General features: G+C 67.4%; 13 protein-coding genes. 6 read left to right on the top strand and 7 right to left on the bottom strand.

Annotated elements, in window-relative coordinates; genetic code table 11:
* Positions 1 to 34: 34 nt before the first annotated feature.
* The 4 genes from NR792_RS19260 to NR792_RS19245 form a co-directional block, all read right to left on the bottom strand.
* Positions 35 to 1,327, bottom strand: coding sequence for a chitosanase (locus NR792_RS19260; protein ID WP_375761472.1), 1,293 nt, complete (start codon positions 1,325 to 1,327; stop codon positions 35 to 37).
* 66 nt (positions 1,328 to 1,393) lie between these two features.
* Positions 1,394 to 2,269 carry a hypothetical protein gene (locus NR792_RS19255; protein WP_375761471.1) on the bottom strand — a complete coding sequence of 292 codons (876 nt, stop codon included), beginning with the start codon at positions 2,267 to 2,269 and terminating at the stop codon, positions 1,394 to 1,396.
* 8 nt (positions 2,270 to 2,277) lie between these two features.
* On the bottom strand, positions 2,278 to 2,820 hold the full coding sequence (locus NR792_RS19250) for a DUF350 domain-containing protein (RefSeq protein ID WP_375761470.1): 543 nt from the start codon (positions 2,818 to 2,820) through the stop codon (positions 2,278 to 2,280).
* A 53-nt stretch (positions 2,821 to 2,873) separates the two neighbouring features.
* Positions 2,874 to 5,465, bottom strand: coding sequence for an HYR domain-containing protein (locus tag NR792_RS19245; protein WP_375761469.1), 2,592 nt, complete (start codon positions 5,463 to 5,465; stop codon positions 2,874 to 2,876).
* Between the two features lie 431 nt (positions 5,466 to 5,896).
* Between NR792_RS19245 and NR792_RS19240 the strand changes: the two genes are divergently transcribed.
* Genes NR792_RS19240 through NR792_RS19220 form a run of 5 tightly spaced genes read left to right on the top strand, consistent with a single transcriptional unit; the run spans position 5,897 to position 11,940 of the window.
* Entirely contained in the window at positions 5,897 to 6,721 is an 825-nt protein-coding gene (locus NR792_RS19240) for an AfsA-related hotdog domain-containing protein (RefSeq protein ID WP_375761468.1), read from the top strand.
* Positions 6,718 to 7,365: a methyltransferase family protein gene (locus tag NR792_RS19235; protein ID WP_375761467.1), complete on the top strand. Its 648-nt coding sequence runs from the start codon at positions 6,718 to 6,720 to the stop codon at positions 7,363 to 7,365. Before NR792_RS19240 ends, NR792_RS19235 begins: the two co-directional genes overlap by 4 nt.
* A complete protein-coding gene (locus NR792_RS19230; protein WP_375761466.1) occupies positions 7,353 to 8,327 on the top strand; it encodes an NAD-dependent epimerase/dehydratase family protein in 975 nt (324 codons plus the stop codon). Before NR792_RS19235 ends, NR792_RS19230 begins: the two co-directional genes overlap by 13 nt.
* Before the next feature lie 14 nt (positions 8,328 to 8,341).
* On the top strand, positions 8,342 to 11,038 hold the full coding sequence (locus NR792_RS19225) for a PEP/pyruvate-binding domain-containing protein (RefSeq protein WP_375761465.1): 2,697 nt from the start codon (positions 8,342 to 8,344) through the stop codon (positions 11,036 to 11,038).
* The gene (locus tag NR792_RS19220; protein WP_375761464.1) at positions 11,035 to 11,940 is read left to right on the top strand and encodes a hypothetical protein; all 906 of its coding nucleotides are present in this window, start codon (positions 11,035 to 11,037) and stop codon (positions 11,938 to 11,940) included. The genes NR792_RS19225 and NR792_RS19220 overlap by 4 nt, the downstream gene beginning before the upstream one ends.
* A 48-nt stretch (positions 11,941 to 11,988) precedes the next feature.
* On the opposite strand, the gene NR792_RS19215 is transcribed toward NR792_RS19220, so the two are convergent.
* Complete coding sequence (locus NR792_RS19215; RefSeq protein ID WP_375761463.1) at positions 11,989 to 13,308, bottom strand: hypothetical protein; 1,320 nt, start codon at positions 13,306 to 13,308, stop codon at positions 11,989 to 11,991.
* Positions 13,309 to 13,422: 114 nt separating this feature from the next.
* Here NR792_RS19215 and NR792_RS19210 point away from each other — a divergent pair, with 114 nt between their 5' ends.
* The gene (locus NR792_RS19210) at positions 13,423 to 13,626 is read left to right on the top strand and encodes a hypothetical protein (protein ID WP_375761462.1); all 204 of its coding nucleotides are present in this window, start codon (positions 13,423 to 13,425) and stop codon (positions 13,624 to 13,626) included.
* 51 nt (positions 13,627 to 13,677) lie between these two features.
* On the opposite strand, the gene NR792_RS19205 is transcribed toward NR792_RS19210, so the two are convergent.
* Both NR792_RS19205 and NR792_RS19200 read right to left on the bottom strand, forming a co-directional pair.
* On the bottom strand, positions 13,678 to 14,460 hold the full coding sequence (locus NR792_RS19205) for a hypothetical protein (protein WP_375761461.1): 783 nt from the start codon (positions 14,458 to 14,460) through the stop codon (positions 13,678 to 13,680).
* Complete coding sequence (locus tag NR792_RS19200; protein WP_375761460.1) at positions 14,457 to 15,803, bottom strand: ArnT family glycosyltransferase; 1,347 nt, start codon at positions 15,801 to 15,803, stop codon at positions 14,457 to 14,459. Before NR792_RS19200 ends, NR792_RS19205 begins: the two co-directional genes overlap by 4 nt.
* Between the last annotated feature and the right edge of the window lie 63 nt (positions 15,804 to 15,866).

Here is a 15,866-nt window from a genome sequence, read left to right as displayed (position 1 = left end):
CGTCACGGTCCGTGTGCGGGACTGTCCTGTCGTCCTACTGGCAGGAGTACGTGTACGAGGACGGCGTGCTCCAGGTGCCGTCCGGGTTGATGTTGCGCACGGTGTAGCCGCTCGCCGGGTAGGCCGTCCCCCAGCAGTCGCGGGCGCGCACGTCGTTGCGCAGGGCGACTCCCAGGTCCCAGTTGCCGCGGCGGCGCTGCTTCTCGTACGCGGCCACGCGGTCCACCGCCTCCACCCAGGTGGAGTCCCCCGCCAGCACGTCGCGGCGCTTCTCCAGGAACTTCTGGAGCCACGCGCTCTCCGTGATGCCGTTGTAGCCCACCACCGGCGCCACCTGGCCGCTGTTGCCCAGGGCGGTGTTGGCCTGGCGGATGAGGTCCTTCATGCCGTCGAAGCCGTGGTTGATGGACGCGTCGTAGAGCGCGGCCTTGGTGAGCGCCTGGGTGAGGCCCCACCTGGCGGCCTCGGTGATGGTGGGCGTGTAGTAGAGCGCGTCGCTCACCTGGTCCTGGCACTGCTTGAAGTCCGCCTTCGTGGCGGCGGTGTTGAAGCTGGCCGCCCAGTCCGCCGTCCAGTTGCCCACGGCATCCAGCTCCGCCGTGGACGCCTGCGACTGGCCGGTGGACAGGAAGCGGTTGTTGATGACGGTGAGGCCGTTCCAGTACTTCGCCAGGCGGTTGCCATTCCCTTCCGTGCGCAGGGCCCGGTAGCACTGCACCACCTGGATGGCGTCGCCCGTGCCGGTGCAGAAGCCCGCGCGCCCGTTGGTGTAGCCGCGCCCGTCGCCGATGTTCTCCGAGTAGGCGTAGTCCAGCGTGGGCGTGTCGTTCTCCCAGATGCTCGTCAGGCCCTCCGCCACCTTCTTCTGGTTCGCGGTGAGGCCCGTGCCGCCGGGAGACGTGCCGCCGCAGCTGTCGGACTGGACCTTCACGTTGGCCGCGGTGAAGGACGTGTTGGAGTTGGTGGAGTAGTTGAACGTGTAGGACGTGTTCACCGCCACCGTCAGCGACGACGTGCGCGTGAAGGTGCACGTGCGGCCTGACTGCGTGTGCGTCCAGCCGGGTTGATCATCGTCACACGTCACCCCCGTGGGCACGTCCAGCGCGATGACCGGGTTGGCGATGGCCACCGTGCCCGTGTTCTTGAACACGAGCGTGCCCCAGTACTCCGGGCCGTTGTACGTGTTCGTCGTCACCGAGTGCGTGCACGCGCCCAGCGCCTGTGCCACCGCGCCCGGAGCCATCGGCGACTCCGCGTCCCCCGCAGCGCCGCAACCGGTGGCCAGCGCCACCAGCCCCACCGTCATCCACGTCCGTGAACCTGTCATGTGCCTGCTCCCACCTGGGAAGGAGATAGAGCAGGAATACAGGTAAATAAGGCGAGTCGCCAGCGCTCAGCCCTGCACGTCCGGCAGCGGCAGCACCCGCCACAGCTGCGGCTTGTCGTACTGCGGCGGAATCATCCCCAGCGGCCAGCCCTCCGCCGTGAGCTCCGCGTACTGGTACCCGCGCCCCGCGAAGGGGATGCGGGTGCCGGTGCCGGGCAGCCCCACGCCGATGGCCGCGTGCGCGAGCGCGTCTGAATAGAGCATCACCGCGTCCACGCCCACCTGCCGCAGCAGCATCAGCGCGAGCACCGCCTTGGAATCGCAGTCGCCCCGGTCCTGTGCGGGCACCAGCCCCGGCGGGACGATGCCGAAGGGCTCGTCTCCAGGGAGCTCGTAGTGGATGCGGCGCACGAAGCCGAGGATGAGCTCGGTGGCCTGCGCCGCGTCCAGGTCGCGCTCGCGGATGGAGGTGGCGAAGCGATTGCCCAGCACGCGCACCGGCTCCGCGTTGCTCTTCATCAGCTCCGCGTAGATGCAGCGCATGTCCGTGCCGCAGCCCGGCGGCGCCACGTAGGTGAAGCGCTCCGGGCCCATGGCGCGGTAGCGCAGCCGCACGCTGTAGTCGCGGTGCGCCTCTTCCAGCCCGCGCTCCACCGCTTCGCCCAGCCCGTAGGCCACCTGCTGACGGGCGGGCTCCAGGCCCTCCACGCGCCAGTCATAGGCCTTCGCGCGCTCCGGCGGCGTGTCCTCCGGCACCAGCACCACGCCCAGGTCCTTCAGCGCTTCCTGGGGGGCGTTGGCCGGGGGCGCTTCCGTCTCCGGGCGGGGGGCCTCCGCGAGCCGGCCCGCCTTGCGCGCCAGCACTCCCTCGAAGCCCATGAAGGCGAGGAGCGCCCCCACCAGCACCAGCGACAGCAGCAGCTTCCACGAGCGCGAGACCATGGAAGGGCTCAGGCAGGCGCGCGCAGCATTCCGGTAGGGAGCTGCGGGAAGGGGATGAGTCCGTTGAGCGCGGCCTGGAGGCCGGGGGCGGTGAGCAGCGCGATGACCAGCAGGAAGGCGCAGAGCAGGAGCGCGGCGGCGATGTTGCCCTTGCGCACCTCCTCCAGCTCCTCGATGCCGGGCGTCATCTTGTCGAACAGCCGCACGCCCAGGGCGAGCACCGCCACGCCCACCGCGAGCGACAGCCCCACGTGCACCAGCGCGAGCCCCAGCAGCTGGAGCACCGAGACGGCGGACACGGGCGGGTTCTGCACCGCCAGGTCCACCGCGTCGCTGGTGGCCTTCAGCGCGTGCTGCACGAGCAGGCCCAGAGACACGAGGCTCGTCGCGTGCACCAGGCCGGCGGCGACGTTGCCCTGGCGCAGCTCCTCCACGGGGTGGCTGTCCAGCAGGCGGCCCAGGCCGCGCATGCTCAGGCCGATGCCGAGCGCGGCCACGAGGCCACCGAGGACGACCTTCACGAGTCCGACGACGAAGAGGGTGAGGTCCATGGGGAGCGCGGAGGACTGTAGCGGAAGTCCCCCGCGCCGCCATGGCTCTCCGCTCACCCGCGCGGCTTGCCGCCCTTCAGACGGCGGCTGACCGTCCAGGCGAGGGCGAGCAGCGCCACCCAGCCCACCGCCGACGACGGGCCGCTGCCCACCGAGCAGCCCAGGCCCTGCCGCATGTCGGTCGTCGGGTCGTACTGCACGGTCACCTGGAAGTTGCAGAGCGCCGCGTTGCCGGCCGCGTCGATGGCGGTGACCTGCACCGCGTGGTGGCCCGGCGCGAGCGGCGTGCCCACGACGGGGCTGTAGGAGAGCTCCGTCGCGGACACGGCGTCCTCGGCGGTGGCGAGTGGGTACTCCGCGCGGGTGCCGGTCATCACCGCGGAGGTCAGCGTCTGGTCCTCCGGGCAGCTGAGCACGGGCGGCCGCGAGTCGCGCACCCGCACCTGGATCTCACAGGTGGTGCTGTTGCCCGCCTCGTCGGTGCTGATGACTTCCACGCGGGTGAGGCCCAGCGGGAACAGGTCCCCGGACGCGTGCGTGCTGGTGACGCTGACCTGGCTGGAGATGGTGTCGGTGGGCGCGGGGTCCGGCCAGTACGCATGCGCGCCCTGGGGCCCTTCCGCCTCCACGCGGACCTCGCTCACCTTGCAGGCTCCGGCGGGCCCCTGGCCGTCGCGGATGGTGACGGGGAAGGAGCAGGTGCTGACGTTGCCCGACGGGTCCTTCGCCGTCATCGTCACCCGGGTGGTGCCCAGGGGCAGCACGCTGCCGTCCTCCGGGCTGTGGGTGACGAGCACGTCCTGGCTCGTCTCATCCTGGATGCCCAGGTCCGGATAGTAGAAGGTGAGGCCCAGGGGCGAGCGCGTGCCCAGGGTGAGCTCCGTGGGGCAGCCCGTCATCGCGGGCGCCGTCAGGTCCCGCGACGTCAGCGTGGTGGAGCAGTACGCGAGGCGGCCCGTGGCGTCCTCGGCCTGCCAGGTGACGAGGGTGGGCTGGTGGAGCCGCAGCAGGCTGGAGTCCGGATGGGTGGTGCGGAGGGCGACCTGGGGCGGATTGCCCACCAGCGCCGGGGGCGGGCTGCGCACCAGCAGCGTGCCCTCGGGCCGGTTGGAGGCCACCTCCCGCGCGGCCGGGCACACGAAGGTCGGCGGCGCTTCATCCCGCTCCATGCGCCACAGGGCGCGCGGCGTCCACGGGTCCGCGGACGACGTCAGCAGCGCGCCCTGGAACGGCACCAGCCCGGTGGGCGGCCCGTACATGCTGCTTGAAGGCAACCGCGTCAGCCGGGACGTGCCCGCCTGGGTGCCATCCGTGAGCCACAGCTCGCTCACGCCCGAGCCCGACGTCGCGATGAAGGCGAGCCCCCCCTCCCACGGGGTGAAGCCACGCACGAACTGGAGCGCGTTGCCGAACGGGAGCGGGATGCGCACGGTGCCCGCTTCGGTGCCATCCGTCACCCACAGCAGGTCACCGGAGGCGGCGCCCTGGCCCACCACGTAGACGCGGTCGCCCACCGGGACGAGCGTCATGCCCGGAGGCCCTTCGAGCATCGCCCGGGGCAGGGTCTTCACCGGCAGGGTGCCCGCCTCGGTGCCATCCGTGCGCCACAGCTCGATGGTGCCGGGGTTGGTCACGAGGAAGAAGAGCAGGTCGCCCAGCGCGGTGAAGTGGTGGAGGCTGGGCCCCTGCGCCTGGGGCACGAGCCCGGCGACGCGCACGGTGCCCTCGGTGGTGCCGTCCGACTTCCAGATGGCGCGCTCGTACCTGCCGCTGTCCGCGGTGAAGTAGAGCGTGCCGCCCATGACGGTGAGCTGGCGCGGAGTGGAGTGATACATGCCGGGGTGGATGTCGCGCACCAGCGCGGTGCCCGCCTCGGTGCCGTCCGTGCGCCACAGCTCGGTGCCCAGGGGGCTGTTCGCGGTGAAGAACACCCTGTCCCCCATGCGCACGAAGCCGCCCGCGGAGGCCGTGGAGGGCCCGGGGTAGATGTCCTTGACGGGCACGGTGCCCGCCTCCGTGCCGTCCGACTTCCAGAGGTCGAAGTTCGTCTCGCCCAGCCCCACCGGGGTGAAGAGCACGGAGTCACCGAAGACGAAGACCTGCGCCGGGAAGGTGATGCCGTCGAGCGGACCGGGGTTGAGCTCGCGCGTGACGTGCGTGCCCTCGCGCGTGCCGTCGCTCGTCCACAGCTCGCGCCCGGTCTGCGGCGACGTCGCGGCGAAGAACAGGCGGTGGGCCGTGGCGCGCAGCGTGCCCGGGTCGATGCGCGCGCCCGGCGGCAGCAGCTCTTCCTGCAAGGAGCGGGTGCCCACGCGCGTTCCGTCCGTCACCCAGAGCTCCTGGACGGTGGACCCGGTGCTGTCGTCCCTCGCGGCGGAGAGGAAGTACAGGCGCCCGTTCAGCTCGGCGGTGGCTTGCGAACCGGGCTGGATCGGATCCGGGATGAAGCGGGGCTCGGCGGGGAGGTCCGCCACCCGGCGCACGCTCATCGGATCCGGCGCGACGGGCTCGCCCTGCGCGAACGCCGGGGTGGCGCCCACCACCAACGCCAATGCCGAAAGCCACGCACGACCGCTGACCGTCCCCATGCCCACCCCTCCCACGCCCGCCCTGCCCGAACAGCCGTACTCGGGGCGCACCGTCATCACGCACCCGTCCGGCTACAACCCGGGGCCCGCTCGACTGTTCGCCAGCCAGCGTCCCGGCCGGTGTCACACCGGGTTCATGTGTTCACCACCGGCCGTCGCCCCATCGAAGGCGTCCGCGGAGGGCCGGCGCCAGTACTCCGACACGACGCCCACCACGGGCACCCTCTACCTGGGCGGTGGGGGGAGAGAAGCTGGAGGTGCGGGTCCGCTGCGAGCCGGTGACGCCCGAGGGGCAGTGAGCCCGCGGCCGCACCGTCCGTCTCAATCCAAGACGCATTTCGCGACGTGTCATGACGGTTCATGAAACAGACCCCGCAAATCCTCCGGGTCTGATTCCTCGACGCGTGAAAGCGGGCCTTCCCCGGTTCTCGTATTGAGACATCGCGATTCCTAGACTGCCTTTCCCCCTCAGCTGGAGAAAGGCAGACATGGATTCCGATTCAAGCCATCCCGAGCGACGCGTGCGGGTGGCGTCGCCGGAGGCCGTCCCGTTCCTGCTCGTGCCGGAGCCGCTGCTTCCGGAGGTCGAGCACCCCTGTCGCATCCCGGTGAAGGACGTGGAGGAGGCGGAGTTCCTGGCCGCCGTGCTCCAGGAACACTGCGGCCTCTACCTGGGCGCGCGCGCCGCTGACTTCCCCGCGCTGGCCGAGTGGGCGGACGCCACGCCCGTGGGCGTGCGCGTGGGTGACCCGTGGAAGCGGGACCCGCCGGAGAACGTCTCGGAGCTCCTGGCCCGCATCCCCGTGCGCAACTCCGTCTCGGCAGGCCGTCAGGCTTTCAGTGAGGCGGAGCAGGCCAGGCCGCTGGCGCGCATCGACCCGGTGCTCGTGCACAAGCGCGACCCGGCGAACGTGCTGCTCGCCAACGCGTGCCGGGTGGGCGCGCTCCAGCAGTTCAACTGCTTCACCGAGTCCCCGGAGTTCGTCTTCGACCATCCCTCAGGCCACGTGCAGGGCATGCTGCTCACGGAGCTGGCGCGGCAGGCGAGCATCGCCACCATCCACGGCGTGGGGTTGCCGCTGGACTGGTCGCTCATCATGACGCGCCTGTCCCTGGAGTTCCGGCGCTTCGTGCGCAACGACGTGCCGGTCATCATCCGCACCTTCGTCAGCTTCCGGCTGCCCGAGTGGGCGGAGCCGGTGCGCACCGTCGGGAAGCGCAGCCGCATGTGGATCGCCGTGCAGGGCTGGCAGGAGGACACCTGCTGCTTCCACGGGCTCATTGGCGCGCTGAGCGCGAAGGAGGCGTCATGAAGAACCTGCACCGTTGGATGCCCACGCTGCTGCTGGTGACGGGCGTGGGGCTGCTGATTCCGCTCGGCATCCGGCAGGTCCTGCGCACGCCGGAGGACAGCCGGCCCATCGCGGCCCTGATGCTGGGGCTGTACGTGACGTGGATGCTGGTGGAGAGCCGGGTGACGCTGCGGGAGACGCGCAAGCCCACCGCGGAGCGGGACAGCGCCACGCTGGAGCTGTATGCGATTGCCCGCCTGGCCACGCTCCTCCTCGCGGTCGCGCTCCCCACGCTGGACGTGGGCCCCGTGCCGCGCGCGGCGGGGGTGTTCTGTTTCATCGCCGGGGTGTCCTTGCGGCTCACGGCCATCCGCACGTTGGGGAAGGCCTATTCGCACCGCGTGCGGTTGCCGGACGCGAGCCTGCTCGTCACGGAGGGCGTGTACCGGAAGCTGCGGCATCCGGCGTACACCGGCATGTTGCTGGCGCACGTGGGCTACCTGCTGGTGTTTCCTGCCGTCGTGGGCATCGCGGTGTTCGCGCTGCTGTTCGTCCCGGCGGTGCTCCTGCGCATCCGGCACGAGGAGCGGCTGCTCCTGGGCTCCTTCCCGGGCTACGCCGAGTACGCGGCGAGCCGCAAGCGGCTGGTCCCATGGGTCTGGTAGCGCTGCCGCCCGGAGGCTTCGGCGTCGTGCTCACGGGCGCGACCGGCATGGTGGGGCAGGCCTTCCTGCGCCACCGCGGGCCGAATCCTGTGCACGCGCTGGTGCGCTCGCCCGATGGCCGTGACTGGGGAGCCGGCGTGCACGTCGTGCGCGGGGACCTGCACGGCATCCCCGACGCGCTGTTTCCCCCGTACCCCTACGTCGTCCTGCACCTCGCCATGAAGCAAAGGGACACCGACAACACGGGCTTCGAGCGGACCAACGTGGACGGCACGCGGCGGCTCCTGACGCGGCCTCGAGGGGACTGCCGGGGTGTCCTGCTCGGCAGCTCCATGTCTGTCTATGGCCCGGGGCCGCACCGGGGCGTGAAGGAGGAGCATCCCCTGCGTCCCATCACCGCCCTGGCCCGCTCGCGCGTGGCGGCGGAGGACGTCGTCATGGAGCACGCGGTCCGGAACGGTCTGCACGCGGCGTTGCTCCGGCCGCGCTTCCTCCTCGGGCGCGGGGACCGGTTCGTCCTGCCCGCGATGGTGAAGCTCCTGAAGCAAGGCGTGCAGGTCGGGGACGACAGGGTGGGGTGCTCGGTCATCGACGTGGATGACCTGGGCCGCATCCTCTGGCGGCTCGCGAGCCGGATGGTGGAGACGCCGCACCCGGAACAGCAGGCGCTCAACGTCGCCTATGCACAACCGCTCCTGCGCGGGGAGTTCCTGGGCACGGTGGCCCAGCGGCTGGGGCTGGAGCGCCCCGCCGTGAAGGTGCGTGTTCCCGGAGCGCTCCTGCGCGTCATGCGGGAGGTCCCCAGCCGGCGTGCCCGGGCGATGGCGGAGCGTCTGGAGTTGCTGACCCATTCACAGTGTCTGGATGTCTCGCGGCTCGCGGAGGTGCTCGGGCCGGAGGACGTGTTGGCGCGGTCCCCGGTGGATGCCCTGCGAAGCGCGCTCAATGACTTTCGTTCCTGAAGGAATCCCCTGACATGGCTTCCCCCCTTCCGCTCGTCTCCATGACCGAGGCCGGTGATCCGCAGCACGTCGGCCAGAAGTTCGCGCGCCAGCAGCACCTGGCGAAGCACGGCTTCCCGGTCCCCGAGTTCTTCTGCCTCACCACCACGATGTTCCAGGAGGTGGCGCGGCCCCTCCAGCCCGCCATCGACCGGCTCACCACGGCGGTGGACCGGACGTCCCATCAGGACATCCGCCGCGTCGCGGAGGAGATTGAAAAGCTCTTCCTCCAGGTCCCCCTGGGCGCGGACCGCGAAGCCGCCATCCTGGCTGCCTTTGACCGGACCTTCGGCGAGGGGGGCATGGTGGCCGTGCGGGCCTCCGTCGTGGGCCGGGCATTGGAGGAGGGCGAGGATTCGGAGACGGATCCGTTCGCGGGCGTGAGCTCCACGTTCCTCTACGTGCGGAGGGACACGCTGCTGGACCGGATTCGCCGCTGCTGGGCGTCAGCCTACACACCAGAAGGGCTCATCTACCGGCTGGCGCAGGGCCGCGACGTCCGCGGGCTGATGGTGGCGGTGGGCGTGCAGCGGATGATTCCGGGCCGCCGCTCCTTCGTGGCCTTCACCTGCGACCCGAAGACAACCGAGCGGCGCACGCTGGTGGTCGCGGGGCACGGCATCGGGGAGGGTGTGGTTCAGGAGAAGGTGGGCGTGGACCACTACTTCATCCACCCGGAGACGGGCCACATCGACCGGGAGCTGGGCCACAAGGCGGACATGCTCTGCGAGAACCCGGAGCCCGGAGGCGAGCTGGTCCGCCGCCCCGTGCCGGAGCCCCAGCGGGACGCGCCGTGCCTCACGGACGAGGAGCTGAAGCGGCTGGCCACGCTGGCGAAGGACATTGAGCGCAGCTTCGGCATGCCCCAGGACATCGAGGGCACGTTCACGGAGGACGGCACGCTGCACGTGTTGCAGGCGCGGCCCATCGCCTTCGACTTCCGGAAGATCCGCGTGTGGGGTTGCGGAAACGTGTCGGAGAGCTTCCCGGGCGTCACGACGCCGCTGACGTACTCGCTGGCCAGCTACTTCTACGAGGTCATCTTCTACGACCTGCTGCGCCGCATGAAGGGCGCGGACGCGAGGGCGCTGCACGACCAGACGCCGGCCTTCCAGAACATGCTGGGGTTCATCGACGGGCGCGTCTACCACTCGCTGTCGAACCTGATGCACGTCAATGGCATCAACCCGTTCATCGCGGCCACGTCGATGCGGGACCTGGAGGACGTGCTCCAGCGAGACGCGTCGCTGGTCATCCGGCTGCCCGGCCACCGTGAGAGCTTCCCCAGCACCGCGAGCTACGCGTACGCGCTGGGCCGTTCGGCGCTGGGAGCGCTGACCGTCACCGCGACGTTCCAGCGGGACTTCGAAGCGTTCGAGACATGGTGGAAGCAGACGCTCGCGGGGCTGAGGTCGCTGCCCGTGGAGAGGGAAGACCCGCTGGTCCTCATCCATCACTTCCGGCGCGTCTGGACGGAGGTGGGGAACTGGTGGGGGCTGACGCTCATCAATCACTGGTACATCAACACGTGCTTCGGACTGGCGCGCAGACTGCTGCTCAAGTGGACCGGAGAGGACCCCAGCGCGCTGCTGGTGGGCCTGATGTGCGGAGCGAAGCCGGACGCGGGCACGCACGCGCTGCTCTCCGCGGTGGCGCTCGCGGAGATGGTGCGAGCGGACCCGGCGCTGGCGAAGCGCTTCGACGAAGGGGAGGCGGAAGCCCTCTGGCGAAGCATCGACGCCGGGGAGGTGCCGCCCGCGTTCGCCCGAGCCTTCAGAGAGCACCTGAGCGAGTACGGAGACCGGGGCGTCCAGGAGCTGAACGTGGAGCGCCCGAACCTGCGGGACACGCCCTGGGACCTGGTGCGGGTCGTCCAGTCCTACGCGCGCACGTCCGTCACGCGCGAGGAGCTGAGGGCGTCGGACAAGGCAAGACGCACGGAGGCAGAGGCGCAGCTGGCCACGCTCCTCCAGGGGCATTCGCTGAAGAAGCTGGCCATCGAGCAGTTGCTGGAAAAGCTGCGGACGGTGATTGGCCTGCGAGAGGACAGCCGGTTCTGGCGAGGCCAGCTCTTCGGTTTCAGCAAGCAGGTGTTCGCGGCGCTGGGGCAGCGGATGGCGGAGCGGGGCGTGCTGAATGCACCGCTGGACGTGCATTACCTCACGATGCGCGAGGTCCTGGACCACTTCGAGGGCCGAAGCGTCACGAGGAACCTGGGCGAGCTCGCGAAGCTGCGCAGGCGCGAGCAGCAGGACAACCAGGACCGTCAGCCGCCGCGTGACTTCACGACGGTGGGCAGCGTGGCGGACGGCATCCCCAGGGTGGTGGAGGCCGCCAGCGACAATGCCTCGCTGTTCAAGGGAATCGGTTCGAGCGCGGGAATCGTGGAGGGCAACGCGCGCATCGTGCTGGACCCGGGAGCGGTGGGCACGCTGGGCAAGGGCGATATCCTCATCGCGAAGGAGACGGATCCGGGCTGGCTGTTCCTGATGCTGGCCTCGGGAGGCATCGTCGTGGAGCGAGGCAGCATGCTGTCGCACACAGCCATCGCGGGCCGGAAGTTCGGAATCCCCACGGTGGTGGGAGTGGCGAACGCGACCACGCGAATCCCGGACGGAGCGAGGGTCCGCGTGGATGGTTCCACGGGAACAGTCACCCTGGTGGCGGCATGAGCAGGTCCGTCATGGAGCGGGCAAGGGCCACGCTGCGCTTCTCGGTGCAGCGTTATCCGCCGCTGTTCTACCTGCTGGTGGTCACGCTCTGGTGCGTGAGCCTGGACGGGATGTTCGGAGTGCTCGACGGGGCCCGGGGGCTGGCGTTCTCCCCGGACCTGCTGCACGTCGCGCTGAGCATCTTCGGAGTGGGCTACTTCATGCGCATCGTGGATGAGCTGCGCGACTACGAATACGACCTCGTCCACAACCCCAACCGGGGTCTGGCGAAAGGGGACGTGAGTTTCGGAGACCTGTACCTGGCCCTGGGACTCAACGCGGCCGTGTTGCTCGGGACGAACCTGGCGGTGTCCTGGGTAAGGGCCGCCATCCTGCTGGGCATAATGGTGCACGCGCTGGTGCTCTGGGTGCTGGAGAAGCACTGGGCTGCGTACCAGCGCAGCATGTTTCTGATGATAGGAATTGCCATCCAGCTCCACGTGGGCCACGGCCTCTACGTCTGGGTGGCGCACGCGGAGCGCACCGGAACGCCGCTGAATCCACAGGGGCTGCTGGCCATCCTGGGAATGGTCTTCCTGTACCTGCACTGGGAGGTGATGCGGAAGACCGCGTGGCCCGGGACCACGAAGCCCGGGGAAAAGCTCTACAGCGACGAAGTAGGTTCTACCACTAGCGCCGTGATTGCCTTCGCGATGATGGTCGGAGCGTCAGGGCTCTACCTGTGGCTGACAAAATCCTGGCATTCACAGACTGCGGGTTGGTTCTTCCTGCTGCCCCTGGGAATGGCAATCGCCAATCTGACGCTCTTCTTCAGGGACCGCAGGCCCCGGGCTCTTTCGGGACGGCTGGCGGCCCAGAGCTATTTTGCATTTTTTTTGGGGATAATCCTGCATGTTTGGTGAGTTCGGCCAGAAATGGAAATCAGTCCCCCTCGAATCTTCGGTCGCCGATTATGGCAGACAAGCACCGAAAAATTCCTGAAGCTGCTTCTCTTCATCCCAAGACTGTGTCACCCAGTCTTCGGTGATCTCGCATTGTTTTGGCAGCGGAGTGCCGTATTGTAGAAGTTGCCCGTCGCCAAGAATCACTGGGGGCAAAACTGCCCTCATGTCGGCTTTGAGGACGGCGTCGTTTGCCAGATAAGGAGCGGATGCTGGACCAAAAGATTTCTGGTATGCAAATCCCACGGATAGTAGGCCGTTCAGTCTTTGCTCCCGTCCTGTGTTGCGCAAGTGCACGCCGCCGCCAAGTGCCTGCATCTCGGTGAGGGTTTGGGTATAGATTTCTGGCGCAGTCGGCAGCCCAGCGTTCTCTAGCATGAGTCCTATGCGCTCTTCGACTGGCAGTTCTTCCTGGGGGAGCGAGCTCGCCAAAACTAAGAATGCGTACCCGCGATTCTGGCTGGCGATTAAATATGGGATTAACTCTTGCCATGGCTCAAGCCCATCGGGCTGTCGCAAAGCTGTGAAGAGTGTCGGAGGAAGATTGAGTGCAAGGCCGGCCAACAATGATGAGTACCTGAAGGCCTCGAGTGCGTTTGTCATTTTCGCCTTGTTGGCGACAAAGTGCGCTGCGACTGTGTAGGCGGCGTAGCGGGCCATGTACAGTCGATCCATGAATTCGGTTTGCCATAGCTTCGTGGTAATGATTCGATCGTCCTCACTCAGATTTGATATGAAATGCAGGTCGGCTCTGAGCTCTGCATAGACCGCTCTGGTTTCCAGAAGAGCAGCCACGGATAGCGGTGCGCGTACGATAAGTCTATTGGAAGGCGTCGAGAATCTGACAAACATCACCGGCCGATCGTTCCGGATTCGGCCATCAAGTCCGTACTCGCGACCGCAGGTGTATGTTGCAACCCAAGGCCTGCCTGAATCTGCGGCCGGCCCGTATTCTGTGTAGTATTCATTGAAGTGAGTCCGTTTGTTGTCGGCGAGCGCAAGTGGAATCCGCCACAGGTCAACCTCGCGTCCGTGTTTGCGTGCATCGATTGCTTCGTAGAGACGAATGAGATTCCCGTGTCCCCATAAAGTTGATGTGTGGTCAAGCCAGTGCGTTAGTTCGTGAGTAAAAACGCCGAGTGTTCTGCGTTTAAGTGTAAAATCTTGAAGTGTCTTGGACTGGTCTACGTGTTTTTGTTCGATGCTTGGTGTGTGGATCGATTGAGAGAAATATTCGTAGTAACCGACTGTTTCAAGGTTGGGAAATGCGGTCCAGCGACGAGACAGGTCGTCGATTCGATTGGTTGCTAGCTTGGATAGCGGTGCCATTTAATTCCGTGCCTGCGTTGGATGTTGGGGCGTCTCTGGGCCTGTTTTCCTGCCCGAGTGATGTTAGGTGTCAGCGCCTATCGAAAGCCAGAACTGGATGGTCGTAGGCCAGTCTTGATAGGCGGCGCGGACATCATCGCGGCGCTCGATGGCGGACAGCGCATCTTCTTCCACGGCTGGCTGTGCGGCAGCAGTCCCTGCCCAGTGAGCATCGACGCGCAGACCGACGATGGAGGCCGCCGGAGCATGTACCTGGGCGTGCTGGGCTGGGACTCCAGCGACAACCCGGTCGTGAACAAGTTCCTCAGCCCAGAATGATCAGTCCCCCAGCCGCCATACTGGGGGTACGAGCCGTCTCCAGTCCTAATTCTACTGGGTCAGTTTTCCAGTCAAGACGCTTGTTGCAATTCCCAATAAAGAGGCCAGGATAACGGTGTTTCTCCAAAAGCTAAGCCGTCGGCTTCTCTCCGCACCGTCGCCAATGGCGAAATCGGAAATCGGCATTACGCGATTTCTTAGCCATGTTGCTGTGAGTCCAACGAAGGCTGTAACCCATGCCCATGGTGGCGCCATTACAACAACTGGCAAAGGTTTCCCGGTGGCCTGAGCTTCGCGGACGGCAGATTCGCTGTTTGGTAGTGCGATGAGTGCCATCAGAATGAGCATGAGTCCACTCGTGGCGCTGAGTATTGGAATTAATTCCCAGCGGGAAAGATATGCATACGCGGGTCGTCTGGCTGCGATCCATTGGTCGAGTTTTCCGGAGAGGATGAATACGTCCTTCTCTTCTCCGGCGATATCGTAATCGATTGATGAGACTTCTGAGTTTTCTGGCTTGCGGAGGCGAACGGCCGCTCGTTGAGTGGATTGCCAGGGAGTGCTGACGAGAATTTCGATGATTTGATTGTTGCTGTTGTTGGGCTGCTGTTTGAAACCTCTGCTATCCCCACAGTTGAGCGTGAGTCCGTCCGTGTACGATATGGAGTAGGAGCGCGGGCCGAACTCGCTCAGGATTTGATCGAGTTTCTCCATCGAAGGTTCGTCGATGATGAATGCGGTACGGAATTCGCGTTTCTTTGTTGCATGCATGGCTTTTATGGTTTGCTTGGCTGGATTGCAGAGTGGTTGGTGATGTTCGCCATCTTCGTTCACCGCGCAGGCGATTCGAAGCCTACCTTCGCCCGTTTTATGCGCCACACCGTGAACGTGTGCAGCCGCCGTCCCCGGAAGACCCCCGTGAGTTTCACGGGACCCTCCACGGACCCAAAGCGTTGCACCAGTTCCTCCGGCGGCGCCGCGCCGTTCTCCGAACACCACAGCACGTCCTGGCCCGGCTTCAACTCCAGCTCAGGCCAGACGTCGTACTGGCTCTTGCGCCGTGACGGGCCCACCGTGTCCGTCTCCGCGCCCGTCGCGTACGCCACTTGCGACGCCAGCTGGTACGTCGGCGCGTAGACCGCCGTGGGACCCGGCGCCATGCCTGGGAACAACTGCTCCGGCGTCCTCAACCGCTCCAGCACGCCCCAGCCGTGCGTCCTTGCCAGCACCACGTCCCTCTCGAACGTCAGCACCGGGAACAGCAGGTGCGACGTCACCGCCAGCACCACCGCCATCCCGCTCCACGTCGCCGCCCGCTGCCACACCGGCCGCATCCCCGCGACGCCGATGCATGCCGCCACGTACGCCGCCGCGGGCCAGTTCGCCTCGCCTCGCGTCTTCGCCGCCGCGTAGCCGAAGAACAGCAGCGGAATCACCGCTGCCATGCGCAGCAGGAACTGCTCCCTGGGCCCTCGCACCGCGTACACCAGCGCCAGCGGGAACAGCACCGGCCCGCCCATCGCGAACTGACCCGCCACGTACTCGCCGAACGTCGCCCAGCCGCCGCTCCCGCCCAGGCCGTGGTTCAGCTGGAACTTGAAGCCCACCCAGTCATGGCTCGCGTTCCACAGCACCACCGGCAGGAAGCACAGCAAGCCCAGCCCCGCCGTGAGCCACGCGCCCGCCGGCAGCCTCCGCGCCCGCAGCGCCGCGACCATGAACGCGAGCCCCAGCAGCACGGACGGATATTTCGACAGCAGCGCGAGCCCACACGTCAGCCCCGCCAGCACCCACTTCTCGCGGTACAGCGCCCACAACCCCAGCGCCCAGAACAACAGCATGGGCGAGTCCGGCGTGGCCCAGACGCCGGAGAGGATGCCCACCGGCACCGCGCTCCACAGCGCCACCGCGCGCCAGGCCGCGTCCCTGGACCGGTACACGTCCAGCGCCAGCCCCCACACCGCCACGCCCGTCCCCAGCCCGCACAGGAGCGCCGTCCCCCGGATGCCCAGCGCGGCGATGAGCCACGCCACCATCGGCGGATGGTCGAAATATCCCCATGCGAGATGCCGGGCCCATTGCCAGTAATAGGTTTCGTCGAAGTAGACGTCCGTTCCCAGCGCCAGCGCGAGCCGCACCCCCACGCCCAGTGCCACCAGGGCGAGGCACGTCTTCATTCCCGGGCCGGGGCTGGAGTGGGCGGACGCACGCACGCCCCTGGACAAAGCGCACCGGGAGGC

This window comes from Corallococcus exercitus, from assembly GCF_042231735.1.
In the GTDB taxonomy this organism is placed as follows: Bacteria; Myxococcota; Myxococcia; order Myxococcales; family Myxococcaceae; genus Corallococcus; species Corallococcus exercitus_B.
The sequence above is the reverse complement of the archived record's forward strand: the minus strand, read 5'-3'. Positions and strand labels throughout refer to the sequence as shown.

What these genes read in the sequence shown, in the direction of transcription:
- NR792_RS19235 (WP_375761467.1), top strand. Translation starts at nt 6,718, where the DNA reads ATGAAGAACCTGCACCGTTGGATGCCCACGCTGCTGCTGGTGACGGGC.
- NR792_RS19260 (WP_375761472.1), bottom strand. Translation starts at nt 1,327, where the DNA reads ATGACAGGTTCACGGACGTGGATGACGGTGGGGCTGGTGGCGCTGGCC.
- NR792_RS19230 (WP_375761466.1), top strand. Translation starts at nt 7,353, where the DNA reads ATGGGTCTGGTAGCGCTGCCGCCCGGAGGCTTCGGCGTCGTGCTCACG.
- NR792_RS19255 (WP_375761471.1), bottom strand. Translation starts at nt 2,269, where the DNA reads ATGGTCTCGCGCTCGTGGAAGCTGCTGCTGTCGCTGGTGCTGGTGGGG.
- NR792_RS19225 (WP_375761465.1), top strand. Translation starts at nt 8,342, where the DNA reads ATGGCTTCCCCCCTTCCGCTCGTCTCCATGACCGAGGCCGGTGATCCG.
- NR792_RS19200 (WP_375761460.1), bottom strand. Translation starts at nt 15,803, where the DNA reads ATGAAGACGTGCCTCGCCCTGGTGGCACTGGGCGTGGGGGTGCGGCTC.
- NR792_RS19245 (WP_375761469.1), bottom strand. Translation starts at nt 5,465, where the DNA reads ATGACGGTGCGCCCCGAGTACGGCTGTTCGGGCAGGGCGGGCGTGGGA.
- NR792_RS19215 (WP_375761463.1), bottom strand. Translation starts at nt 13,308, where the DNA reads ATGGCACCGCTATCCAAGCTAGCAACCAATCGAATCGACGACCTGTCT.
- NR792_RS19220 (WP_375761464.1), top strand. Translation starts at nt 11,035, where the DNA reads ATGAGCAGGTCCGTCATGGAGCGGGCAAGGGCCACGCTGCGCTTCTCG.
- NR792_RS19250 (WP_375761470.1), bottom strand. Translation starts at nt 2,820, where the DNA reads ATGGACCTCACCCTCTTCGTCGTCGGACTCGTGAAGGTCGTCCTCGGT.
- NR792_RS19240 (WP_375761468.1), top strand. Translation starts at nt 5,897, where the DNA reads ATGGATTCCGATTCAAGCCATCCCGAGCGACGCGTGCGGGTGGCGTCG.